Origin of the sequence: Amycolatopsis sp. NPDC024027 (genome assembly GCF_040638975.1) — a bacterium.
In the GTDB taxonomy this organism is placed as follows: Bacteria; Actinomycetota; Actinomycetes; order Mycobacteriales; family Pseudonocardiaceae; genus Amycolatopsis.
The window spans coordinates 458,822-481,809 of the sequence record NZ_JBEZYY010000005.1 but is presented as its reverse complement, the minus strand read 5'-3'; the positions used below and the strand labels follow the sequence as shown (position 1 = coordinate 481,809).

Annotated in this window: 16 protein-coding genes and 1 pseudogene; 9 read left to right on the top strand and 8 right to left on the bottom strand. The window is 71.0% G+C overall.

The window, feature by feature from the left end:
* Nucleotides 1-113: 113 nt before the first annotated feature.
* Nucleotides 114-260: pseudogene (locus AB0F52_RS16500) on the bottom strand (IS701 family transposase); the annotation flags it as partial.
* Between the two features lie 258 nt (nt 261-518).
* On the opposite strand from AB0F52_RS16500, the gene AB0F52_RS16495 reads away from it, so the two are divergent.
* The gene (locus AB0F52_RS16495) at nt 519-698 is read left to right on the top strand and encodes a hypothetical protein (protein ID WP_360170768.1); all 180 of its coding nucleotides are present in this window, start codon (nt 519-521) and stop codon (nt 696-698) included.
* 36 nt (nt 699-734) lie between these two features.
* On the opposite strand, the gene AB0F52_RS16490 is transcribed toward AB0F52_RS16495, so the two are convergent.
* Nucleotides 735-1,709, bottom strand: a complete 975-nt coding sequence (locus tag AB0F52_RS16490) for an SEFIR domain-containing protein (protein WP_360170765.1) — start codon at nt 1,707-1,709, stop codon at nt 735-737.
* A 259-nt stretch (nt 1,710-1,968) separates the two neighbouring features.
* Between AB0F52_RS16490 and AB0F52_RS16485 the strand changes: the two genes are divergently transcribed.
* From AB0F52_RS16485 to AB0F52_RS16470, 4 genes are read left to right on the top strand one after another with little or no spacing between them, the layout of a single operon-like run.
* Nucleotides 1,969-2,553, top strand: coding sequence for a toll/interleukin-1 receptor domain-containing protein (locus tag AB0F52_RS16485; RefSeq protein ID WP_360170762.1), 585 nt, complete (start codon nt 1,969-1,971; stop codon nt 2,551-2,553).
* A 3-nt stretch (nt 2,554-2,556) separates the two neighbouring features.
* Entirely contained in the window at nt 2,557-4,173 is a 1,617-nt protein-coding gene (locus tag AB0F52_RS16480; RefSeq protein ID WP_360170759.1) for a CATRA system-associated protein, read from the top strand.
* Nucleotides 4,170-4,814: a hypothetical protein gene (locus AB0F52_RS16475; RefSeq protein WP_360170756.1), complete on the top strand. Its 645-nt coding sequence runs from the start codon at nt 4,170-4,172 to the stop codon at nt 4,812-4,814. The genes AB0F52_RS16480 and AB0F52_RS16475 overlap by 4 nt, the downstream gene beginning before the upstream one ends.
* Nucleotides 4,814-7,909 carry a DUF87 domain-containing protein gene (locus tag AB0F52_RS16470; RefSeq protein WP_360170753.1) on the top strand — a complete coding sequence of 1,032 codons (3,096 nt, stop codon included), beginning with the start codon at nt 4,814-4,816 and terminating at the stop codon, nt 7,907-7,909. The genes AB0F52_RS16475 and AB0F52_RS16470 overlap by 1 nt, the downstream gene beginning before the upstream one ends.
* Before the next feature lie 39 nt (nt 7,910-7,948).
* Here AB0F52_RS16470 and AB0F52_RS16465 read toward each other — a convergent pair whose 3' ends face one another.
* The 5 genes from AB0F52_RS16465 to AB0F52_RS16445 all read right to left on the bottom strand — a co-directional run bounded on the left by AB0F52_RS16465 (nt 7,949) and on the right by AB0F52_RS16445 (nt 15,346).
* The gene (locus tag AB0F52_RS16465; RefSeq protein WP_360170750.1) at nt 7,949-9,685 is read right to left on the bottom strand and encodes a ThiF family adenylyltransferase; all 1,737 of its coding nucleotides are present in this window, start codon (nt 9,683-9,685) and stop codon (nt 7,949-7,951) included.
* 64 nt (nt 9,686-9,749) lie between these two features.
* Nucleotides 9,750-10,550, bottom strand: coding sequence for an Asp23/Gls24 family envelope stress response protein (locus AB0F52_RS16460; protein WP_360170747.1), 801 nt, complete (start codon nt 10,548-10,550; stop codon nt 9,750-9,752).
* 233 nt (nt 10,551-10,783) lie between these two features.
* Nucleotides 10,784-12,013: an SGNH/GDSL hydrolase family protein gene (locus AB0F52_RS16455; protein ID WP_360170744.1), complete on the bottom strand. Its 1,230-nt coding sequence runs from the start codon at nt 12,011-12,013 to the stop codon at nt 10,784-10,786.
* Nucleotides 12,010-14,307, bottom strand: coding sequence for a glycoside hydrolase family 3 N-terminal domain-containing protein (locus AB0F52_RS16450; protein ID WP_360170741.1), 2,298 nt, complete (start codon nt 14,305-14,307; stop codon nt 12,010-12,012). Before AB0F52_RS16450 ends, AB0F52_RS16455 begins: the two co-directional genes overlap by 4 nt.
* Before the next feature lie 46 nt (nt 14,308-14,353).
* The gene (locus AB0F52_RS16445) at nt 14,354-15,346 is read right to left on the bottom strand and encodes a LacI family DNA-binding transcriptional regulator (RefSeq protein ID WP_360170738.1); all 993 of its coding nucleotides are present in this window, start codon (nt 15,344-15,346) and stop codon (nt 14,354-14,356) included.
* 152 nt (nt 15,347-15,498) lie between these two features.
* Here AB0F52_RS16445 and AB0F52_RS16440 point away from each other — a divergent pair, with 152 nt between their 5' ends.
* From AB0F52_RS16440 to AB0F52_RS16425, 4 genes are read left to right on the top strand one after another with little or no spacing between them, the layout of a single operon-like run.
* Nucleotides 15,499-16,794 carry an extracellular solute-binding protein gene (locus AB0F52_RS16440; protein ID WP_360170735.1) on the top strand — a complete coding sequence of 432 codons (1,296 nt, stop codon included), beginning with the start codon at nt 15,499-15,501 and terminating at the stop codon, nt 16,792-16,794.
* A complete protein-coding gene (locus AB0F52_RS16435; RefSeq protein ID WP_285991569.1) occupies nt 16,791-17,762 on the top strand; it encodes a sugar ABC transporter permease in 972 nt (323 codons plus the stop codon). Before AB0F52_RS16440 ends, AB0F52_RS16435 begins: the two co-directional genes overlap by 4 nt.
* Nucleotides 17,762-18,586 carry a carbohydrate ABC transporter permease gene (locus AB0F52_RS16430; RefSeq protein WP_360170731.1) on the top strand — a complete coding sequence of 275 codons (825 nt, stop codon included), beginning with the start codon at nt 17,762-17,764 and terminating at the stop codon, nt 18,584-18,586. Before AB0F52_RS16435 ends, AB0F52_RS16430 begins: the two co-directional genes overlap by 1 nt.
* 15 nt (nt 18,587-18,601) lie before the next feature.
* Nucleotides 18,602-21,643 carry a glycosyl hydrolase 115 family protein gene (locus AB0F52_RS16425; RefSeq protein WP_360170728.1) on the top strand — a complete coding sequence of 1,014 codons (3,042 nt, stop codon included), beginning with the start codon at nt 18,602-18,604 and terminating at the stop codon, nt 21,641-21,643.
* A gap of 176 nt (nt 21,644-21,819) precedes the next feature.
* Here the strand turns inward: AB0F52_RS16425 and AB0F52_RS16420 are convergent, their stop codons facing one another.
* On the bottom strand, nt 21,820-22,881 hold the full coding sequence (locus AB0F52_RS16420) for a LacI family DNA-binding transcriptional regulator (RefSeq protein ID WP_360170725.1): 1,062 nt from the start codon (nt 22,879-22,881) through the stop codon (nt 21,820-21,822).
* Nucleotides 22,882-22,988 lie beyond the last annotated feature (107 nt).

The following is a 22,988-nucleotide window of genomic DNA, read 5'->3' as shown; positions in this document are numbered from 1 at the left end:
CCGCACACCTCCCCCACCCAAACAAAACCCCCCCCCACACCAAAACACACCCCCCCCCCCACCACACACCCCACTTCCTGTTTCCTTAAAAACCCCCCCCCCCCCCCACTTCGTTAGGTGTGGGCGAGCACGGCCAGGGTGATGTGCCGGTACCAAGCGTCGTGTCGGCGGACCTGGCAATGGTCGAGGCAGACTTCGTTTTTGGCGCTCTGGAAGCATTCTTCGATGGCCCAACGAGCTGCGGCCACGCGGACCAGCTCGGGTGTGTTCACGGCCGGAAGGGACGCCACAGCCCAGTCGTAGAGTCGTGGGCCTTTCGCACTCGCGGTCGATCAGCGTCCGGCCCCGGGCGGTGGCTCGGCCCGTGAGAACCGATCCACCGCCAGCGCAACAAGTCCTCCAAGCCGGCCACGCCTCGACAACGGAGCCCGCTTCGACCCGGCCCCTAATTCTCGATCAAATCCGGGTCTGTTTCCCGGTCGCGGCGTTACCTTGAGGAGAAGGCGAAGGGGGCCGGTATGGGATGGGTCATCGCGGCGAGCACGATCGTGGCGCTGCTGGCGATCGCAGTGGTTGTGGATCTGCGGGATCGCGGCCGGCAGGGAAAGCGGATCGCCGGCGGACTGCGGCAGGCGAGGCAGGACGACGTCGTACGGGCGCCGCAAGTCGGTGACCAGGGGAACTACCTCGGTCTTTGATGAGCTACCGCAGCCCCGATAGCTGCCGTTGCGGTATCAGGTCACGGTCGGATCGCCCAGCGCCAGTTCGGGCGGCCGGGCGTTCCGCGGGGTGACGACGAACGCCACGGAGCGGAGCGGTGACGCCGGGGTGCCCGGCCGGGACAGCTCCAGCCGCAACAGGCGGGCGCCGGTCACGTCCAGGTCGATCGCCGCCGGCTTGCCGGCCGAGACGTCGTGCTCGGAGCGCGGGGTGCCGTCGAGCACCACGCGGACCCGGCCGACCTGGAACGCGTCCGCGGCGTCGTCGAGAACCCCGGCGACCGTGGTGAACCGCCGGTAGTTGCCGCCCAGTTCCAGCTCGACGAACCCCGGCCCGGTGACCGCCGGCGAAGCCGGCCGCAGGACGATGCTCTGCTCGTAGCTCTGGCCGTCGATCGACGCCGTTCCGCGTTTCACGCCGTTGCTGGCGCACACCCAGGGCAGTTCGCCGGCCGGCACCCGCTGGTCGCCGGCGGCGCCGCCGCGCCAGGTTCCGCGCCGGGGCATCGGGTACTGGCCCTGCCCTGTGATCGCGGCGAGGAGGTCGGTCACGCCCGCTTCGGTGAACTCGCGGACCTCGTACCGGGTCGTCGAATGGGCGTTGAGGAAGGCCGGGATCTCGTCGACCGAGCGGCCGGGCAACACGACCGGCAGCACCCGCTCGGTCTCGCGGCGCAGGTCCCGGGTCAGGTTGTTCCGGATGATCGCCGCCTCGAACTGGGCGCCCCGCCCCTCGTGGGGCATCGCGGTGCCGTCGGCGCGGCGCTTGTAGTCGGGGGAGGCGATGACGACGATGAAGTCGGCCTTCTCCAGGTGCTCGGTGGCCCACAGCGACCAGTCGCGGCGCGTGTTGTCGTACCAGGCGTCGAGGTGCACGTCCAGGCCGATCCCGGAGCGGAGGAACGACGCGAAGCCGTGCACGAGTTCTTTGTGTTCCGGGGTGTCGTGCGAGTAGGTCACGAACACCCGGGGCGCGGCACGGTCGGGCATCGCGCCCCTCCCCGTCGAGTCGGTGATGCACCGATCCGGTTGATCGGTGCGGAAACAATATTGCGCGCCGGGCGCGCTGCCCTGTCATTTATCTTCCGTGTCCGCGGTTGTCAAGCTTTTCCGGTCGGGCAGCGAGAGCGCCGTCAAATGGCCAGTTATTGGCATCGTTCTGTCCGGTTTCCTGCCTTCTCCCATCGAGCGGGCCGGGCCTAGGATGGGCCGTTGCCTGGTGGGGAGCGGCGAAGGAGCGAGGGCACGCGTGTACGAGTACGACGTGTTCATCAGCTACCAACGCGCCGGCCGGGACATTTCGGCGTGGGTGAAAAACCATTTCCGCCCGCGGCTGACCGAAGTGCTCGACCAGAACTTCTACCGGGACGTCCGGATTTTCTGCGACGACCAGGTGCGCACCGGTGCGAGCTGGGCCGGGGAAGTGCGTACCGCGCTGCTGCGCACCCGGGTGCTGGTGCCGGTGTGTTCGCCGAAGTACTTCCGGGACGAATGGTGCCTGGCGGAGTGGCATTCCATGGCGAAGCGGGAGGAACTGACCATGCGCCCGGCGCCGGACCACCCGTGGCCGCTGATCTACCCGGTGATCTTCTGCGACTCACGGAACTTCCCGGCGTGGGCGCACGAGCGGCGCATGCGTGACCTGCAGCAGTGGAACCACCCCTTCGAGCACTTCCAGGCCGCGCCGGCGTACCTCGATTTCAACCACAAGATCGCGGAGATCGCCGACGAACTCGAGGATCTCATCGAACGAGCGCCGGACTGGCGGGCGGACTGGCCGGTGCACACCCCGGCACCCGAACCGCCGAAGCCGGCGCGGATGCCGAGGTTCTGACCGATGCCGGGGTCGGTGTTCACCTTCTACTCCTACAAGGGCGGGGTCGGCCGCAGCTTCACGCTGGCCAACGTCGCCGTGCTCCTCGCCCGCTGGGGACACCGGGTGCTGTGCCTCGACTGGGATCTCGAGGCACCCGGTCTCGGCGACTACTTCCGGCTGCGGCTGCCCGGCAAGCCGCGAGGCGGCGTGGTGGACCTCGTCGCCGACTTCCGGGCCGGGCGGTTCGCGCCGGAGGCGCACGTGATGCGGCTGCGGAAGGCCGGCGCACTGGACTTCATCGCGGCCGGGCGCGAGGAGCCGGGCTACGTCCGGCAGGTCCAGGAGATCGACTGGGAAGGCCTGTACGACGAAGGGTTCGGCGAATACCTCGAGAAGTGCCGCGGACAGTGGACGAACGACTACGACTTCGTCCTCATCGACAGCCGCACCGGCATCTCCGACATCGGCAGCATCTGCACCGCGCACCTGCCGGACCACCTCGTGGTGCTGTTCACGGCGAACCAGCAGAGCATCCGCGGAGCGACCGAGCTCGCCGGGCGCGCGGACGCGGCGCGGAACCTGCTGCCGTTCGACCGGTCGCGGCTGACCGTCCTGCCGATCCTGTCGCGGTTCGACAACCGGGAGGAGTACGGCCGGTCGGAGGAATGGCGGAAGACCGTCGTCGCGGCGACGGCCGAGCTGTACCGGGCGTGGCTCGACCAAGGCGTCGCCCCGGAGACGATGTCCCGGCACCTGACGCTGCCGTACGTCTCGTACTGGAGCTTCGGCGAGCAGCTGCCCGTCCTGCTGGAAAAGACGCCGAGCGCGGACCAGATCGGCTTCGCCCTCGAAACGGTCGCGGCGGTGATCGCGTGCCGCCTCGATCGCACCGACCTGCTGGCGGAGAACCGCGACGCCTACGTCGCGGCCGTGCGCACGAGCCGGCAGGAGTTCCGGCACGAACTGCGGGTCAGCATCCCGAGGGGGGCCGTCGGACCGGCCGGCGAGCTGGTCGCGGAGCTGAAGAAGCTGAACGTCGGGGTGGTGAAGTCGCTTTCGGGCGACCGTTCCCTGCTCGCCAGGGCCGAGGACGACGCACGGCACCTCTGCCTGGTCGTCGACGGCAAGGTGAGCCGCTGGCAGGCGGCCGAGGTCGAGCTGTTCCTGCACCGCACGCTCGGTCAGGACCGCCGGGTGATCCCGATCCTGACCGCGGGCACGGAGGCCGCCGGGCTCCCGGGTTACGTGGGCAACCTCCGGTACCTGCGGTTCGGTGCCCGTGGCGCGGCAGGCGTGGCCCGCGATCTGGTCGCCCAGCTGAGGGGCGGTACCCCGCCGGCCGGCGACGATTCCGACCTCGCCGCGCTGCTCGCTCGGGTCCGGGCGTCCCGGCTTCGACCGCCCCGCTGGGATCTGGTCGGCGAGCTGCTGACGGACCTGCAGGCGGCGGTCGAGGCGGGCGACGATCCCCGCGCGAACGAGCTGGCGGCGGACCTGGCGGTGGCGGCCAAAGCCCGCTCTCCGCACGGCGACGGACACCAGGCGGCTCTCCCGGAAACGCGCCGGTCGATCGACCGGCTCCTGCGCACCCTCGCCCGGACCGCGGCGAAGCCGAACCACCGGAAGGATCTCGGATGACCGACCGCTTGGGACACAAGCAGACCGCGGCGATGTTCACGCTGATGGTGCTGGGCCGTGAAGTGCCCAACCAGGAGCTGGCGGAGCTGGTCGGCTTCACGCTCACGGGCACCGAACGCACGGGGCTGAACAAGCTCGGCTACGTGGACAGCGACCGGACCGGGCCGAAGCGGAGCTACGTGCACGTGCTGAGCGACAGCGGCTGGGCCTGGTGTGAAAAGGAGCTCGCGGAGGGCGAGCCGCCGCCGCAACGCGGTCAGAGCCCGCTGGCGACGGCGCTGTACGTCATCCTCGGTGGGCTGGGGAAGTACCTGCGGCGCGAGAACAAGCGGCTGTTCGAAATCTTCGGTGCGGGGCAAAGCACGAACGGAGTCCCGCCGGTCGACCTGGAGGAGCGCATCCGGATCGCCTACCGCGAGCTCGTGAAGGAGCCACGCGGCTGGGTCGGGCTGGTCGACCTGCGGCCGAAACTCGGCGCGCCGGCCGCGGAAGTCGATGCGGTGCTCAAGGAACTGAGCCGCGCCGGGAAGGTCCACCTCGTCCCGGAGGACAACCGCAAGGCACTCACCGCCGCCGACCACGAAGCGGCGATCCGCATCGGCGGCGAAGACAACCACCTGCTCTCGATCGAGGCCTTGTGATGGAGGAGCTCAAGGCCCTGGCGACATTGAGCTTCGATTGGGCGGACACCCCCGACCACGTCTGGCGAGACTCGCCTTACCACGTCGACGGCTTGCACACCGAGGCGCTGGCAGCAATCGATGCGGGCATCCGTGACGCCACGACCAGCGACGGACCCAGCCCGATCGGGCTCGTCCTGCAAGGGTTGAAGGGGGTCGGCAAGACCCACTTGCTAGGCCTGGTCCGGCGCCAGGTGCACCGCGCGAGGGGCTACTTCTTCCTCGACGAGGTCACCGCGGCCGAAGCGTTCTGGGAGAACACGGCCGAGGCGTTGCGCCGCGGCCTGGCCCGGCCGGACGACTCGGGCGAGTCACAACTGCGGAGATTCCTGCTCCGAGTGTGCCTGCGGGCCCACGTCGATGCCCAGGTCGAGGCGAGGATCCGGCGCGGCCGCGGGCTGACCGTGGACGATGTCGAGGCGTTCGTTGACGGAGTGGCGTCGCTCGACGAGATGGTCGCGGACGAATGCGGCGACACCGCGCGGGCCCTCCTGCTCATCGCGAGCCGGGACCGCGGCGTCAAGTACATCGGTGAGGACTACCTCGACGGCGATACCGAGCTGACGTCCGAAGCTCGCCAGTGGAACATCTACGCGCGGCCGAAACCCTCCCGGGTCCTCGTGCGGGAGATCACGCGGCTGCTCGCCCTGACCGGCCCGGTCGTGGTCGCTGTCGACCAGCTCGACACCCTTGTCGCGCGATCGGTGAAGCGCACCCAGGAGTTCGGGGACAGCACCGAAGAAGACCTGCTCGTGGCGCAGATCGCCGACGGGCTCATGGGGCTGCGGGAGGTCACCCACAAGACCCTCACCGTGCTGGCCTGCTTGCCCAGTACTTGGGTGCAGATCAAGACGAAGGCGGCGGGCACCGTGCCCGACCGGTTCCACGAATGGGTTGCCCTCGGCCGGATCACCCATGCGGGAGTGGGCCGGGCGCTGGTGGAGAAGCGGCTCGGGGTGGCCTACGAAGCGATGGGCTTCACCCCGCCGCATCCGACCTGGCCGGTGGCGCCGGAGGCGTTCGCGGAACCGTGGGAACAGTGGACTCCGCGGGAACTGCTCAAGCGGATCGGCGCGCACATCGAACTGTGCCTGCGGTCGGGACAGGTCAAGGAACTCACCTCCTTCGACGAGAAAGCTCCGGTCCCGGTCGCGCCGGTGCGGACGGAGGTGGAGAACGACCGGTTCGTCGAGCTCGACGCCGAGTTCGAGAAGCTGCAGGCGGAGGTCGATCCCGGGAAGCTGCTGGCCGAGTCGATCGTGGACCGGGTGATGCCGGGGCTTCTCTCCGCCGCCCTGCGGTGCTGGGTCACCGAGGTCGGCGACGACGACATGGAGTGGTCGTGCGAGCGCCAGGCCGGGCTGAGCGAGGTGCACGCCTGGCTGACCCGGACGCTCGACGAAACCGCGGACCTGCAGGAGCATTGGGTTTTCCGGGCGATCGCGGCCCGCGATCCGCGGGCCGCGCTGAGCCGGTTCCGCAAGGCCCGGTCCGAGGCGGGACAGCGGCAGGGCGTGGACAACCGGCACCTGGTCATCCTCCGGGACGCCTGGGGCCGCGGGGCCAAGACGCGCGAAGAGGTCGAGAAGTTCACGGCCGCGGGCGGCCGGACGATCCGGCTTTCGGAAGCCGACGCACGCACCTTCCGGGCGCTGCAGAAGATGCTGGACAACGGCGGCCGCGAGCTGCACGAGTGGCTGATCGACCGCCGGCCCGCCAGCCGGTCGGATCTGCTGTCCGCCGTGCTGCCCGAGAAGCTGGCCGAGACGCTGTCCGAACAGCCGTCGGGGCCGTCTGCCGCGGCAACGCACCCTCTGCCCGGCGAGGGCGAAATCACCCTGGGAACCGTCGTCGGCACCGGGGAGCCGGTGCGGATCGAACTCTCGGCGCTTCGCAAGCACGCCGCCGTCTTCGCCGGTTCCGGTTCCGGGAAGACCGTGCTGCTCCGGCGGGTCATCGAGGAGTGTGCGCTGCAGGGCGTCTCCGCGATCGTCCTCGATCCCAACAACGACCTCGCCCGCCTCGGGGACGCCTGGCCCGAGCCGCCGGGCGGCTGGAAGAACGGTGACGCCGAGCTGGCCGAGCGGTACCTCGCCGGCACCGACGTCGTCGTCTGGACGCCCGGGCGCGCGACCGGGCGGCCGCTGGCCTTCCGGCCACTGCCCGACTTCGCCGGGGTGCTCGACGACCTCGACGAATTCACCGCCGCCGTCGAGGTGGCCGTGGCGACGCTCGCCCCGCAGGCCCGGCTCACCGGCAGCACCGCGAAGGCCAACATCGGGCTCGCGGTGCTCCGGCAGGCGGTCGTCCACCACGCGCGGACCGGGTCGCGCAGCCTGCCGGAGCTGGTCGAGCTCCTGTCCGACCTGCCCGAGGACGTCAGCAACCTCAACGACGCCAAGCGCATCGCCGCCGACCTGGCCGAGGTCCTCAAGGCCGCGATGGTCAACGACCCGCTCTTCGCGGGCGGTGGCGAGCCGGTCGATCCCGGCACGTTGCTCGTGCCGGCCGAGGGCAAACGCGCCCGCGTCTCGGTGATCAGCTTCGTCGGGCTGCCCGCCGAGGAACAGCGGCAGAACTTCGTCAACCAGCTGCAGATGGAACTGTTCGCCTGGATCAAACGCCACCCCGCGGGCGACCGGCCGCTGGGCGCGTTGTTCGTGATGGACGAAGCCCAGACGCTGGCGTCCTCGGGAAGCCTCACGGCGAGCACGCGCAGCACGATCGTGCTCGCTTCGCAGGCCCGCAAGTACGGCCTGGGCCTGTTGTTCGCGACGCAGGCACCCAAGGGGCTGCACAACCAGGTCGTCGGCAACGCGATGACGCAGTTCTTCGGCCGCCTCAACAGCCCGGCCCAGATCGCGGCAGCCAACGAACTGGCCCGCGCGAAGGGGAGCCCGGTCGCGGACATCTCGCGGCTCGAACGAGCGCAGTTCTACGTGGCGGGGGAGGCCTTCGGGTTCCGCCGGGTGGCGACGCCGCTGTGCCTGTCCCACCACCCGGCCAGCCCGCTGCGGCTGGAAGAGGTGCTCGCCAGGGCCCGAGCCGGGCAGTGACCGCGGTGGCTCCGGAGCGGAGCCGGAGCCACCGTCAGGTCAGCCGTGGCGGCTGCCCGACAGGTCCGGCTGCTGTTCGAGGTCGGTGTGGAAGCGGCCGGACTCGCACGGCCGGCCGAGCAGGATGCGGCGTGCCGCCTCCGCGCACAACGCGCCGCCGAGTGCCATGCCGAACGCCGGCCGCGGCCGGCCGGCCGGCCCGCCGAACGCCGCCGTCCGCTCCGGCGTGGTGAGCTCCAGCAGGTCGACCGACTTCACGTCGCCGAGCAGCCCGTGCAGCAGCGGCCGGTCGGGTTCGCGGTCGAAGCGCTCGACGTCGAGCCCGCCGTGGTCGTTGCCGCCCGTCACGACCGGGATGCCGAGGTCGCGTGCGTACTCGCGGGCCGCGATCTTCACCCACGGTGTGTCGCACTCCTCGACGAGCAGGTCGAGACCACCCGCGAAGAACCGCTCGATGGTCTCCGGGGTCAGACCGGCCCGCTCGACTTCGATGTCGAGGTAGGGGTCGATCTCGGCCATCCGCCGCGCCGACAGCACCGCCTTGTCGACGCCGAGGTCGTGCAGCCCGCCGGGCAGGCGGCCCAGGTCGGACAGCCCGAAGCCGCCGCAGCCGGCCAGCTTGAACGCGCCGCCGATGCCTTCGAGCGCGAACGTCAGCGCCGCGCCGGTGCCTGCCGACACGCCGATGACGCCGATCCGCTTGCCGAACAGCCGCTGCTCGCCGGGCCGCTCGATGCGGCCCCGGTCGCGATCGGCGCGGACCAGCCGGAACTCTTCGCGCGGCAGCACGTGCACGAGCCGGCCCGACCACGGGTACCACGCCCACGTGCCGTACTCCCGCCGCTCGGCGCCGGCCAGGTGTTCCCGCTTCTTGCACTCGATCCCGGCGGTGTCGTGGCCCGCCGGCTCGCGGCTGCGGACCAGTTCGGTGAGCTGATCGTCGATCGTGTCGTGCACTTCGCGGACGTTCCCGGACGCGAGCAGCGCGTCGGCGTCGGCGGCGGTGCAGAGCACCGGCCGCCAGGCTTCGTGGTCCGGTGCCACGGTGCCGGCCGGCGTCACCCGCACGGGGAGCAGCGGCGCCGCGCCCGCGGCCGCGATGACGGGGAATTCGTCGCGCAGCCGCGTGACCAGCTCGTGGTGCCGCCCGCCGCCGTCGGCCACGCGGTGCAGCATGATCACGATGTCTTCGGTGTACTGCGGGACGTACCGGCGGGTGCCGTGCACCGGCCGGAAGCCGAACCGCTCGTGGAACCGGTCCTGGCCGTCCTTCGTACCGGACGTCCCGATCATCGCCCGCGCACCCAGGTGGTGGGCCGCTCCGATCGCCAGCGCGTTGAGGTGGAGGCCGAGCCCGAGCTTCCGGGCGCGGTGTTCGACGACCAGCCTGCTGTGCTCGAACACGTCCGCGGCGCCGAGGCCCGCGGCGGCCAGGAGTTCTTCGTAGGGCTCGTCGCCGAGGAAGTCACGGGACTGGAACGGCGTGCCCGTGTCCGGTGTGGACAGCCGGATGTAGCCCAGCGGCGGGCCGCCGGGACTGCGCCGCGCGATAAAGTGCCAGGCACCGAAGTCGAGATGTTCGTCGTCGGCGTGGGTGCCGTCCGCGCGGAGGAACGCCGGACGGTGGCCGTGGTCGAACAGGATGCGGGCACGCAGGGCGCGGACGGCGTCGAGCACCGGGCGGCCGCCTTCGCCGGGCCGCGGCCCGAGGACCGCGGTGACGTGCCAGTCGGGGGTTTCCGGCACGGGCGCGCCGGGGTGGTTCAGCGGTGTCAAGTGTCGCCTTTTCTCCGGAAGCGCCCGGACGGCAACGGAACGGCCGCCCGGGCACCGGCGTGGATCAGCCGGCTTCCGGGAAGTGGATGTCGGTGACGTGCACGTCGACGACCTCGACGTCGAGGCCCAGGTACTGCTCGACGGCGTCGATCACCGCGACGCGGATCTGCTCGCCCACCGCCTTGACCGCGTGGCCGAACTCGAGCACGACGGGGATGGTGACCCAGGCGACCTCGTCGGCGAGTTCGACCTTGATGCCGTCGTCGGCGACGCTGTGCACGCCCTCGCTCTGGGCGGCGATCCGCGTGACGATCTTGCCGACCACGCCGTCGGCCACCGTGGTGCTGCCGCGGCTGCCCGCGGCGGGCCGGGCCACGGCGGGCTCGGCGTCGGCGACCGGCGCGGTCTCCGCGACCGGTTCGGCTTCGGGGACGACCGGCTCGGTGTCCGCGATCGGCTCTGCCTCAACAGCTTCGTCGGCGACCGGCTCAGCCTCCACGGCTTCGGCAACCGGCTCGTCCTCCGCCACTTCGGCGACCGGCTCGGTCTCGGCAGCGTCCTCCTCCGCGTCCTCGGCGACCGCCTCCTCGTCGGTCCCGGTGACGTCCTCGCCGGCTTCGGCCGTGTCGCCGGCGGGCTCTTCGGCGTCCTCTTCGGCGGAGTCGTCCTCGACCTGGTCGCTGTCGACCGCTTCGGCTTCGGCGGTTTCCGTGGCGGCTTCCGCCTCCGGTGCGGAATCCGCTTCCTCGATGACGGCCGCCTCGGCGACCGCGGGGACGGGCTCGACGGCGCCGTAGGCGTACTCGCCCGAGCCGGCGCTTTCGTTCTTGGGGCGGCCGAAGATGCTGTTCATGACGTCGGACATGGGTTCCCTTTCCGGGAGCGACGACTACCTGTGGGGACAGCAGACGGCGACATGTTAGGGGACGGCCCGTGACGTGCGTCACGGGCCCCCTGTCATCGAGACTCGCTTGTGTCCCAACAGATATCCGGCGCTCGCCGGGCTGATCACCGTCCGTCAGGCCGGGTTCGGCGATCAGTGACTACCCGGCGGAAATCACGGCCGGGAATTGTCGTCTTTTCGGCGCTTGACCATTTCTAGCCGTCGTTCCGGAAAAGGCCGGGAGGAACGCTCGAGCCGAGTGCCTGGTACCCCGCCGGGTTCAGGTGCAGGTGGTCGCCGACGTCGTAGGCGGGCAGCAGCCGGGACGGGGCCGCCGGGTCGCGGGCCACCTTGTCGAAGTCCAGCAGCGCGTCGAAGTGGCCCGGCCGGCGGATCCACGCGTTCACCTGCTGCCGGGCTTCTTCCCGGGCCGGGTCGTCGTAGGCGGTGTTGCCGCCGAACGGGGTGATCGTCGCGCCGTACACCCGGATGTCCTGCGCGTGGGCGCGGGCCAGGATCTGGTCGTACGCGTCGATCAGCTGCGCCGCCACGTCCGGCGCGGCCGCCGGGGTGGCCGTGCCGATGTCGTTGACGCCCTCGAACACGATCGCCCACGAAACCCCGCTCGTGGACAGCAGATCGCGGTCCAGGCGGGCCAGCACGTTCGGGCCGAGGCCGTCCTGCAGGACGCGGTTGCCGCCCGCCGCCTCGTTCACCACCGCCACGCCGTGCAGGCGCGAAGCCAGCACGTTCGGCCAGCGGTCGTTCCCGTTCGTCGTCGAGCCGCGGCCGTCGGAGATGGAGTCGCCGATCACCGCCACCGCGGACGCCGGGGACAGCACCTCGATGCCGCTGAGGAAGTACCAGTGGTCGACCGGGGTCGCGCCGGGCAGTTCGAGGTCGGAGACGTGGTTGCCGGACAGCAGGTACGACGTCGTGCGCGAGCCCGGGTGCGAGGTGATCGACGTCGAGGCCTGGCCGTGCGCCAGGTACGCCGTCACCGCGATGTTCTCCAGGGAACGCACCGGGAAGGGCAGCGGGTCGGACACGACCTGGGCGCCCTGCGGGACCGTCGTCGACGGCTTGCCGTGGAACGTCACCGGGAGAACGCTGCCCGGGACCACGGCGGAGACGCCGGCCGCTCCGGAAGCCGGGCGCGCCACCGACACCGCGGTCAGCGGCAGCGGGGCCCCGCCGAAGGCGTTGGAGAACCGGAGCCGGATCCGCGGGCCGCCGACGGTCACCTGCGCCGTCTCGCGCAGGGACGCGTCGTCGAGCACCCGGTCGGTGCCGGTGAAGGGTGCCGGCGGCATGTTGCCCGGCTCGGTCAGCTGGGGCATCGACGTCCACGTCGCCACCCAGTGCGAGGGCGCGGGACGGCCGGACGCGCCCACGAAGAGCACGGTCAGCACGGCCAGGAAGAAGATCACCAGAGGGCGTCTCATAACGAGAACTCCGGGGTCAGGACCCGGTCGGCGCCGACGACGCGGCGGGGCCCGGTCAGCGTGCAGTGCAGGGTCGCGACGATCTGTTCACTCGAAGTGCCCACCCGCAGCTCGACGTCGCCGGGGTCGACCTGGCGGTGCCGCGCGCGGCCGGTGTAGGAGGTCAGGTCCGCGTGCAGGCCGATCTCCAGGACGCAGGTTTCGCCCGGGGGCAGGGAAACCCGGCGGGCCGCGATGAGCTGGCGCTCCGGCCGGGCCACCTCGGCCACCGGGTCGTGGAGGTAGACCTGCACGACTTCGGAAGCCTCGCGATCGTGGTCGTTGCGCAGGGTCACCCGCACCCGGCAGACGCCGTCGGTCGGCCAGAGCGAGCCCGTCGCGCTGACGTCCAGCCAGGTCGCCGGCGCGTAGGACAGCCCGTGCCCGAACGGGAACAGCGGCGAAGGATCCACTGTGGACACCTCGCTGCGCCGGCCGAGCGGCGCGGCCAGGTAGGTCGACGGCTGGCTCGCCCCGGCCGCCGGGAAGCTCACCGGCAGCCGGCCGGCCGGGTTGATCCGTCCACTGAGGACGCCGGCCAGCGCCGCGGCCCCCTCTTCGCCGGGGTAGAACCCGCAGACGACCGCGGCCAGCCGCGGGAGCTGGCGGGACAGCTCGTACGGCCGTCCCGAGAGCAGGACGAGCACCACGGGCTTGCCCGTGTCCAGCAGCGCGTCGAGGAGTTCCTCCTGGCGGCCCGGCAGCCGCAGGTCGGCCGCGTCGCAGCCTTCACCGGACGTTCCGCCGCCGAACAGCCCGGCCCGGTCGCCCAGCACGGCCACGCACACCGACGCCTCTTCGCAGGCCGCCACGGCCTGCGCGATCCCGTCGTCGTCCCCGCCCGTGACCGGGCAGCCCAGGGCGTAGGCCGTGTCGTAGGTCGAGCTCAGCGCCTCGAGCAGGGTCGGCACCGAGACGCCGAACGGGACGTCGGGGTGGTGGACGCCGACGTGCAGCGGGAAGGAGTAGCAGCCGAGCATCGCGCCGGGTGTGTCCGCGCGCGGTCCCACCACGGCGACGCGGGTACCGGGGGAGAGCGGGAGCGCGCCGTCGTTGTGCAGCAGCACGATCGAGCGTTCGGCCACCTCGCGCGCCAGTGCCCGCGACTCGGCGTCGTCGAGGTCGATCTCCTCGGGGACCTCGGGCGCCCAGTCCGCGTCGAGCAGCCCCAGCTCGCACTTCTGGCGCAGCACGCGTTCGAGGGCGCGGTCGACGGCGGCGACCTCGACCGCGCCCTCTTCCACCGCGGCGAGCAACGGCTCGCCGTAGCAGTCCATGGTCGGCAGCTCGACGTCGATGCCCGCGGTGAGCGCCTGGCGGGCCGCGTCGGCGCGGTCGGCCGCGACGCCGTGCAGCCGGTGCAGGAACGCCACGGAGAAGTAGTCGGACACGACCGTGCCGGTGAACCCGTAGGTGTCCCGCAGCAGCTCCGTCAGCAGGTCCGGGTCGGCGGCGCCCGGTACGCCGTCGACGTCGGTGTAGGTGTTCATCACCGACCGGGCGCCCGCGCGCAGCGCATGCTCGAACGGCGGAAGCAGGACGTCGGCGATCTCCCGCGGGCCCGCCGAAACCGGCGCCAGGTTGCGCCCGGCGCGGGAGGCGGAGTAGCCGACGAAGTGCTTGAGGGTCGCGACCACACCCGCCGACTCGAGGCCGGCGACGTATGCGCTGCCGATCGTCCCGACCAGGTAGGGGTCTTCGCCGATGGTTTCCTCGACCCGTCCCCAGCGCAGGTCGCGGGCCACGTCGAGGACCGGCGCGAGACCCTGGTGCACGCCCAGGTCGCGCATGGTCCGCCCGATCCGCGCCGCCATCCGGTGCACCAGGTCCGGGTCGAAGGTGGCGCCCCACGACAGCGGCGCCGGGTAGATCGTCGCCTGCCACGCGGCCAGCCCGGTCAGGCACTCCTCGTGCACCACCGCGGGAATCCCGAACCGGCCGCTGGCGACGATCTGCCGCTGGGTGCGCGCGAGGCTGTGCGCCCCGATCACCGGGTCGACCGGCCGGGTGCCGAACGCGCGGGTCAGCTGCCCGATGCCGTGGCGGACCAGTTCGTCGAAGTCGACCGCCGAGTCGACGAATTCGTGCTGGTGCGGCGCCATTTCGCCGCCGGAGTCGATGCCCACCCAGACCCCGTAGAGCTGGGCGAGCTTCTCGCGCAGGGTCATCCGGGCCATCAGGGCCCGGACGCGTTCGCCCGGGTCGGCCGCGGGGTCGCGCCACGGCTCTCCGGCCGTGGTGGGCTGCGTGGTCAAGGCTTTCCGCCCTTCGTCTGGGGAGGAGTGAGGAGGAGGAACCGGTTCAGGGGAGGGCGCGGGTCGAGCGCCGCACGACCAGGCCGGTGTCGAGCGTGACGTGGGTGCGTTCGACGTCGTCGCCGTTGATCAGCGCGATGAGCATGCGGATGGCCCGGTGGCCCATCTCGCGGATCGGCTGGTCCACTGTGGTCAGTGGCGGGCTGCAGAGCGCCGACTCGGGCACGTTGTCGAAGCCCACCACCGAAAGGTCGTCGGGCACGGCGAGCCCGAGCTCGCGGGCCGCGCCCACGGTGGCGATGGCCGAGATGTCGTTCGCGGCGAACACCGCGGTCGGCCGGTCCGGCCCGGTCAGCAGCGCGTGCGCCGAGGCCGCGGAGACCTCCGGGTCGTAGGCGCCGATCCGGATCAGGTCTTCGTCCGGCGTGATGCCCGCGGCCGTCAACGCCCGCAGGTACCCCGTCTTCCGCAGCTCGGCCGACTGCAGGTCCGGCCGGCCGGCGAGGAACGCGATCCGCCGGTGCCCCAGGTCGAGGAGGTGCTCGGTGGCCAGCTGCGCGCCGCGCAGGTTGTCGGAGTCGATCGTCGGCAGGTGCGACGGCCCGGTGTGCGGGTCGACGGCGACGACCGGCGTGCCCGGCACGACTTCCAGGGAAACGGTGGGGGTGACCAGCACGGCTCCGTCGACGAGGGTGCCGCTCAGCCGGGAGAGGTAGCGCTTCTCCCAGCCCAGCGGATCTCCGGTGCGCCCGCCCGCGGAGTAGACGACGAGTTCGAAGCCACTGCCGCGGATGGCGTCCGCCGCGCCCTTGAGCAGCTCGGTCGAGAACGGTTCGAGGTCGGCGACCAGGATGCCGATGACGTTCGTCCGGTGGTTTCTCAGGCTCTGCGCCACCAGGCTCGCTTCGTAGCCGAGCTCGTCGATCACGGCGCGGACTCGCGCGAGCGTCGCGGCGGAGACGCCGTAGCGCTCGTTGATCACCTTCGAAACCGTGGCCACCGAGACGCCGGCCCGGGCGGCGACGTCACGGATGGTCACCCTGGAACTGGGCTGCATCGGCTCAGACTAGCCATAGAAAACGTTATCGACAACGATTGACATCGCATTTGTCCCGGGAGCAGACTCTTCGCCAACCCGGGCGCAGTGCCGCCCCGTCCAACTCGGCCGAAGTCGTCAGGAGTGGACCCACAATGTTTGTGAAACGCCGGAACACCGTTCTCGCCGCGTTGGCGGCCGTCGTCCCGCTCGCGCTCGCCGCGTGCAGCGGGGGGAGCGATACCCCCGCGCAGCCGAGCGGCCCGGTCACCTTGACCTGGTGGCACAACGGCACCACCGATCCGATCAAGTCGATCTGGGAGAAGGTCGTCGCCGACTACCACCAGGCGCACGGCGACGTCACGATCAAGGCCCAGCCGCTGCAGAACGAGGACTTCAGCACGAAGGTGCCCCTCGCCCTGCAGTCGGCCGAGCCGCCGGACATCTACCAGTCCTGGGGCGCCGGTGACCTGGCTTCCCAGCTGACCTCGGGCAAGGTCGCCGACATCACCGACTTCACGAAGTCGTGGATCACCCAGACCACCGGCAAGTTCGGCGAGAACTGGCAGGTCGACGGCAAGCAGTACGGGGTGCCGTTCGAACAGCACTTCGTCGGCTTCTGGTATCGCAAGGACCTCTTCCAGCAGGCGGGGATCACCACCCCGCCGAAGACCATGGACGAGCTGAACACCGCTGTCACGGCGCTGAAGGCCAAGGGCATCGCGGCGATCTCGGTCGGCGGCAAGGACCGCTGGCCGGATGCCTTCTACTTCAACTACTTCGCCGTCCGGGAATGCTCGGTCGACGTGCTCAAGAAGTCGGTGAAGGCGGTCAAGCTCGAGGACCCGTGCTGGACGAAGGCGGGTCAGGACCTCAAGAACTTCCTGGCCACCGAGCCGTTCCAGACCGGGTTCGCCGGCACGCCCGCCCAGCAGGGCGCGGGCAGCTCCGCCGGCCTGGTCGCCAACGGCAAGGCCGCGATGGAGCTGCAGGGCGACTGGGAGCCCGGCACGATGTCGTCGCTGACCGAGGACAAGGACCTGGACTCGAAGGTCGGCTGGTTCGCGTTCCCGTCCGTCGCGGGTGGTCAGGGCGACCCGAACGCCGTGCTCGGCGGCGGTGACGGGTTCGCCTGCACCACCCGTGCGTCGAAGGCGTGTGCGGACTTCCTGCAGTACCTGGGCAGCGAGCCGGTGCAGACGCAGCTGGCCGCGCAGGGCGCGGGCCTGCCGGTCAACACCGTCGCCGCGAAGTCGCTGAAGACCGACACGCTCCGGCAGGTCTACGAATACGGCACGAAGGCGCCGTACCTGCAGATGTACTTCGACCGGGCGTTCCCGACGGCGGTCGGCGCCGCGCTGAACGACGCGGTGGCCAACATGTTCGCCGGCCAGGGCACCCCCGAAGGCATCGTGACGGCCGTCAACCAGGCCGCGGCGGGCAACAAGTGACCACGGCCACGACCCCGGTGCGGACGGCCGCGAAGCCGTCCGCACCGGCGGTCACCGCCCGCAAGCGCCGGCCCGGCCGGCGCAAGCGGCTGGAGCTGGCGCTGCTGCTCGGGCCCGCCCTGCTGCTGTTCACCGGGTTCGTCCTGGTGCCGATCGGGATCGCGGCCTTCTACAGCGTCTTCAACTGGAAGGGGTTCGGCCCGCTCGACGACTTCGTCGGGTTCAAGAACTACGCCGATGCCTTCGACGGCACGGTGTTCCAGAGCGCCATCGTCCACAACCTGATCATCGCCGGGTTGTCGATCGTGGTGCAGCTGCCGCTGTCGATCGGGCTGGCGCTGCTGCTCAACCGGAAGCTGCGTGGCCGCGCGGTGCTGCGTGCCCTGGTGTTCGCGCCGTACGTGCTCTCCGAAGCGATCACCGCGGTGATCTGGGCGCTCATGCTGCAGCCGAACGGGTTCGCCGACCAGACGCTCCGGGGGGCCGGGCTCGGCGGGCTGGTCCACAACTGGCTGGCCGACCCGGGCATCGTGCTGTACACGATGTTCGCGGTGATCACCTGGAAGTACATCGGCTTCGGCATCATCCTGCTGCTCGCCGGGCTCCAGGGAGTGCCCGCCGAACTGCGCGAAGCCGCGGCGCTCGACGGTGCCTCGGCGTGGCAGACCACCCGGCACGTGGTGCTGCCGCTGCTCGGGCCGACCATCCGGATCTGGATCTTCCTGTCGGTGATCGGCTCGCTCCAGCTGTTCGACGTCGTCTGGATCATGACGCAGGGCGGCCCGGCGAACGCGTCGACGACGATGGCGACCTACCTGATCGACCACGGCTTCAAGCGCTACGAGTTCGGGTTCGGCTCCGCGGTGGCGGTGATCCTGTTCGTCATCTGCTTCGTGTTCGCCCTGCTGTACCAGCGGTTCGCGCTGCGCCGCGACACCCAGGGGGCCCTGACCAGGATGGTGGGCTGATGCGCTCCGGCAAGTTCGGCCTGTCGATGGGCTACCTCGCGGCGATCGTGGTGGTCGGTGTGACCGTCGTGCCGCTGCTGTTCGTCGCGCTGGGCGGGTTCCGCACCAACGCGCAGATCAACACCGACCCGGCCGGGATGCCGGGGCCGTGGGTGTTCGACAACTACGCCTTGGTGCTCGGTTCGAGCGCGTTCTGGACCTTCCTCGGCAACAGCGCGCTGATCGCGGTGATCGCCACGGCGCTCGCCGTCGGGCTCGGCTCGATGGCCGGGTACGCGCTGTCGCGCTACCAGTTCAAGGGCCGGGAGGCGTTCTACACGCTGTTCACGCTCGGCCTGCTGTTCCCGATCGGGGTCGCGACGCTGCCGCTGTACCTGTGGCTGCGGCAGCTGGGCCTGCTCGAGAGCTTCTGGGGCGTGGCGATCCCGGAGGCGGCGTTCTCGCTGCCGGTGACGATCGTGATCCTCCGGCCGTTCATGCACGCGATCCCCGGCGAGATCGAGGACGCGGCGGTGCTCGACGGCGCCACCAGGATCGGCTTCTTCTGGCGCATCCTGCTGCCGCTCTCGACGCCGGCGTTGACCACGGTCGCCGTGCTCGCCTTCGTCACCAGCTGGAACACCTACCTGCTGCCGCTGCTGGTGTTCAACGACTCCGCGCACTTCACGCTCCCGCTCGGCGTCGCGATGTTCCAGTCCGCGTACTCCCAGGACACCGCCCGGGTGCTCGCGTTCACCGCGTTGTCGGCGATCCCCGCGCTCGCGTTCTTCGTGCTCGCCGAACGGCGCATCGTCGGCGGGCTGACCGGATCCGTCAAGGGCTGACTCAGGAGGTCTCCCGTGCCGTCCGAGGTACACCGTCGTGCCTTCCTGCACCTGCTCGCGCTGGCCGGGGCGGGGTCCATGGCCCTCCCGGGACTCGCCGAAGCCGGGACCGGGTTTCCGCTGGTGTCGCGGGGAAAGGCCGCGACGATCGTCGTCGGGTCGGCTGACTTCCCCGGCGTCCGCCGGGTCGTCGGCGACCTGGCCGCCGACGTCGAACGCGTCACCGGGGTGCGGCCCGCGGTGTCGTTCGACGTCGTCCCCGCGCACGGCCCGGTCGTCGTGGTCGGCACCCTGGGCCACAGCCCGCTGGTGGACGGGCTGGTCGCGGCCGGGAAGCTCGACGTCACCGGGATCGCGGGGAAGTGGGAGACGTCGCTGAGCCAGGTCGTCGACGGCCGCCTGGTGCTCACCGGCAGTGACCAGCGCGGCGTGATCTACGGCGTCTACGAGGTCTCCCGGCGCATCGGCGTCTCGCCCTGGTACTGGTGGGCGGACGTGCCGCCGCTCCGGCAAGCGGAGCTGCACCTGCCGCGCGAGCGGTTCAGCCTCGGTACCCCGCACGTGAAGTACCGCGGGTTCTTCATCAACGACGAGAACCCGGCGCTCGGCACCTGGGCCCCGGCCTTCTTCGGCCCGGGCCAGGCGCCCGGCTTCCCGAACGGCTTCAACCACCTGTTCTTCGCGAAGGTCTTCGAGACCATGCTGCGACTGCGGGCCAACTACCTCTGGCCGGCGGTGTGGGGACGCGCGTTCGCCGAGGACGACCCGCTCAACCACGCGACGGCCAAGGAGTACGGCATCGTCATGGGCACCTCGCACGAGGCGCCCATGATGCGCGGGATCGAGGAGTGGAACCGGCACGCGGTCCCCGCGGTCCGCGACGCGGCCGGGAACATCACGACCCCGGGGCACGACCCGTACGGCGGCACGGGGGAGTGGAGCTTCCGCCGCAACGGCGAGGCGATCAAGGCCTACTGGACCGACGGGATCCGCCGGATGGTCCGCGAGGACTTCGAGGGCGTCGTCACGCTCGGCATGCGCGGCAACGGCGACGTCGGCCTGCCCGACGGCGACGGCATCGAGCTGATGCGCGAGATCATCGCCACCGAACGGGAGATCCTCGCCCGCGAGACCGGCCGGGACCTGACCACCGTGCCGCAGGTCTGGACGCTGTACAAGGAAGTCCAGCGGTACTGGGCGAAGGGCCTGCGCCCGCCGGACGACGTCATCGTGGTGTTCACCGACGACAACTGGGGCAACATCCGCAAGATGCCCGACCTGTCCCTGCCCCCGCACCCCGGCGGGTACGGGCTCTACTACCACTTCGACTACGTCGGCGGCGGCCGCAACTACAAGTGGGTCGACACCGCGCTGCTCGCCAACACGTGGGAGCAGCTGCACCAGGCCTTCGCCTACGGCAACGACCGGCTGTGGGTGGCCAACGTCGGGGACATGAAGGGCAACGAGCTGCCACTGCAGTTCTTCCTCGACTACGCCTGGGACCCCGCGGCGCTCCCGGTCGAGAAACTGTCCACTTGGGAGCGTCAGTTCGCCGGGACGAACTTCGGGGCGGCCCTGGCGGCGGACATCGCCGGGGTGCTCCACGACTACGGGCGCCTGCAGTCCCGCCGCAAGCCGGAGCTGCTCAACCGGCGGATCACGGTGGACGCCGCCGGGACGATCACCTACGACGACCAGCTGACGCCGTTCAGCCTGGTCAACTACCGCGAGCTGGACCGGGTCACCGACGAGTGGCACGATCTCGCGGCGCGGGCGTCGAAGATCGGCGCGCGGCTGCCGAAGGCCTTCCAAGACGCCTTCTACGAGCTGGTCCAGTACGCGACCCAGGCGACGGCGAACCTGTACGCGCTGCGGCGCGCCGAGTTCACGAACCTGCTGTACGCGGCGCAGGGCCGGGCTTCGGCGAACGCGCTCGCCGCCGTCACCGAGGCCCGGTTCGCCGACGACCTGGCGCTGGCGGAGAAGTACAACACCGGCATCGCGGGCGGCAAGTGGAAGGGCTTCCAGACCCAGCCGCACATCGACTACGGCGACGTCGCCCGCTACGGCCCGAACGCGCCCTGGCAGCAGCCGGAGAAGGACAACGTCGCGCTGCCGGACGTGATCTTCCCGGCGGTGAAACGCCTCGAGTTGCCGGCCGCGGCGTCGCTGGGTGTCGCCGTCGACGGTTCCCCGGACGCGTGGCCCGGCGCCGCGGGACGGCCGGTGCTGCCGGAGTTCAGTCCCCATCAGAGCGCGCCGCCGCAGTACGTCGACGTCTTCAACCGCGGCCGGGAACCGTTCCGCTGCACGGTCTCCGCCGGAGCGCCGTGGGTGCTCGTCGAGCCGCGCGGCGGCCGGGTGACCGAGGAGCTGCGGATGACCGTCCGGATCGACTGGTCCCGGGCCCCGAAGGGCACCACGACGGTCCCGATCACGGTGTCGGGCGCGGGCGCTTCGGTGGCGGTGGACGCGGTGGTCCGCAACCCGGAGCTGCCGCCGCCGTGGCGACGCGGTTTCGTCGAGGCCGGCGGGTACGTGTCGATGGAAGCCGAGCACTGCAGCGCGAACGTCGGCACGGCGGACGCCGGGTGGCGGCGCATCCCGGACATCGGACGGACCGGGGCGGGGATGACCCCGTTCCCGGTGACGGCGGCGAGCCGCGCACCGGGAACGGGGCCGCGCCTGGAGTACCGGATGACGCTGTTCACGACCGGGCCGGTGACGGTGTGGGCGTACTTGTCCCCGCGCAGCAACGTGCTGGCCGGCGACGGGTTGCGGTACGCGGTGTCGTTCGACGACGCGGACCCGCAGGTCGTGAACATCACGACGGCGACGGGAGCGGACGACACGTCCATGAACCGCCAGTGGGAGCGGACGACGTCGGACAACGTGAACCTGACGGCGACGCGCCACGTGATCGGGGCGGCGGGGCCGCACGTGCTGAAGTTCTGGATGGTCGACCCGGCGGTGATCGTGCAGAAGCTGGTGATCGACACCGGTGGGTTGCGGGCGAGTTACCTGGGCCCGCCGGAGAGCACCCGGTGGCCGTGGTGAGAGACGCGAAGGGTCCAGGCCGGCGGGAAAGGCTGCGGAACGGCCGCCCGCCGGGGGCGCCCCCCGTTTTCCACTCTACCGGTGGGTACCGACAATTCCGGGGCGCGGAAGCCGCTGATCGACCGCCGGCGCCGCGCCCGCCGGCCGTTGATCAGCCCCGATCCGTCCTTCCTAGCTCAGCCGGTCAGCACCCGGTAACCCCGGTGAGCCGGGGCCGCCGTGCTGTGGCGGACCACCAGGCTCGTCGCCAGCTCCAGGCGGTGGCTCTCCGGATCGACCCCGCGGGCCAGCGAAATCGCCAGCCGGGCACCGGCCGCCGCCATCTCCTGCAGCGGCTGGCGGACCGTGGTCAGCTCCGGGGTCAGCCAGCGGGCGATCGGCAGGTCGTCGAAGCCCACCACCGAAAGGTCGTCCGGGATGCGCAGCCCCGCGTCGCGGGCCGCCTCGTACACGCCGAGTGCCTGCAGGTCACTGCCGGCGAAGACCGCCGTCGGCCGGTCGGGGAGGGTGAGCAGTGAAGCCAGTTCCCGGTAGCCGGCCCGGACGTGGAAGTCGCCGCGGCGCACCAGGGCCGGGTCGAACGCCAGCCCGGCCGTCTCCAGCGCCGTGCGGTACCCGTCGATCCGGGCCCGGCTGCACAGCACTCCCTCCGGACCGCCGATCATCGCGATCCGGCGGTGGCCCAGCTCCACGAGGTGCCGGGTGGCGGTCAGGCCGCCCTGCCAGTTCGTGGCCCCGATCGAGGGCGTCTCCGGTCCCGGCGCACCGGCCGGGTCGACGACGACCAGCGGGATGTCCCGGGCCCGGAGCTTCGCCAGCTGCCCGCCGGTGAAGTCCGAGCACACCGAAACGATGCCGACCGGCCGCCGGGCGAGGACGCTCTCCAGCCAGCTCTGCCCGGGCGTGTGCCGGCCCGACGATTCCGCCAGCACCACCGCCATTCCGTTTTCGCGGGCGACGCACTCGACCCCGCGGATGATTTCCAGTGCCCACGTGCTTTCGAGTTCGTGGAACATCAGTTCCAGGAGCCGGGAACGGCGGGAACGTTCGTCCGCGCGGCGCCGGTACCCGTATTTCCCGATGACCGCTTCGACGCGGGCGCGGGTACTCTCCGCGACGTCCGGACGGCCGTTCAACACTTTCGAAACTGTCGGGACGGAGACACCGGTCTCGGCGGCGATCCGGGCGATGGTCACCCGGGTCTCGGTCGGCTCGAGCTCGTCAGACTTCGTTGTCATGAAGGAGATTCTAGGTCATCGAAACCTGATTTGAAACTGTTGGAAAGTTTCGGAGAACCATTGCCTCGCGGAGGATGAAGATGTCGGGAAGAATTCCTAAGAAACGT

Bases quoted from the DNA above. Each gene is read 5' to 3' on its own strand.
- AB0F52_RS16495 (WP_360170768.1), top strand. From the start codon at position 519: ATGGGATGGGTCATCGCGGCGAGCACGATCGTGGCGCTGCTGGCGATC.
- AB0F52_RS16490 (WP_360170765.1), bottom strand. From the start codon at position 1,709: ATGCCCGACCGTGCCGCGCCCCGGGTGTTCGTGACCTACTCGCACGAC.
- AB0F52_RS16480 (WP_360170759.1), top strand. From the start codon at position 2,557: ATGCCGGGGTCGGTGTTCACCTTCTACTCCTACAAGGGCGGGGTCGGC.
- AB0F52_RS16475 (WP_360170756.1), top strand. From the start codon at position 4,170: ATGACCGACCGCTTGGGACACAAGCAGACCGCGGCGATGTTCACGCTG.
- AB0F52_RS16470 (WP_360170753.1), top strand. From the start codon at position 4,814: ATGGAGGAGCTCAAGGCCCTGGCGACATTGAGCTTCGATTGGGCGGAC.
- AB0F52_RS16460 (WP_360170747.1), bottom strand. From the start codon at position 10,550: ATGTCCGACGTCATGAACAGCATCTTCGGCCGCCCCAAGAACGAAAGC.
- AB0F52_RS16455 (WP_360170744.1), bottom strand. From the start codon at position 12,013: ATGAGACGCCCTCTGGTGATCTTCTTCCTGGCCGTGCTGACCGTGCTC.
- AB0F52_RS16440 (WP_360170735.1), top strand. From the start codon at position 15,499: ATGTTTGTGAAACGCCGGAACACCGTTCTCGCCGCGTTGGCGGCCGTC.
- AB0F52_RS16430 (WP_360170731.1), top strand. From the start codon at position 17,762: ATGCGCTCCGGCAAGTTCGGCCTGTCGATGGGCTACCTCGCGGCGATC.
- AB0F52_RS16420 (WP_360170725.1), bottom strand. From the start codon at position 22,881: ATGACAACGAAGTCTGACGAGCTCGAGCCGACCGAGACCCGGGTGACC.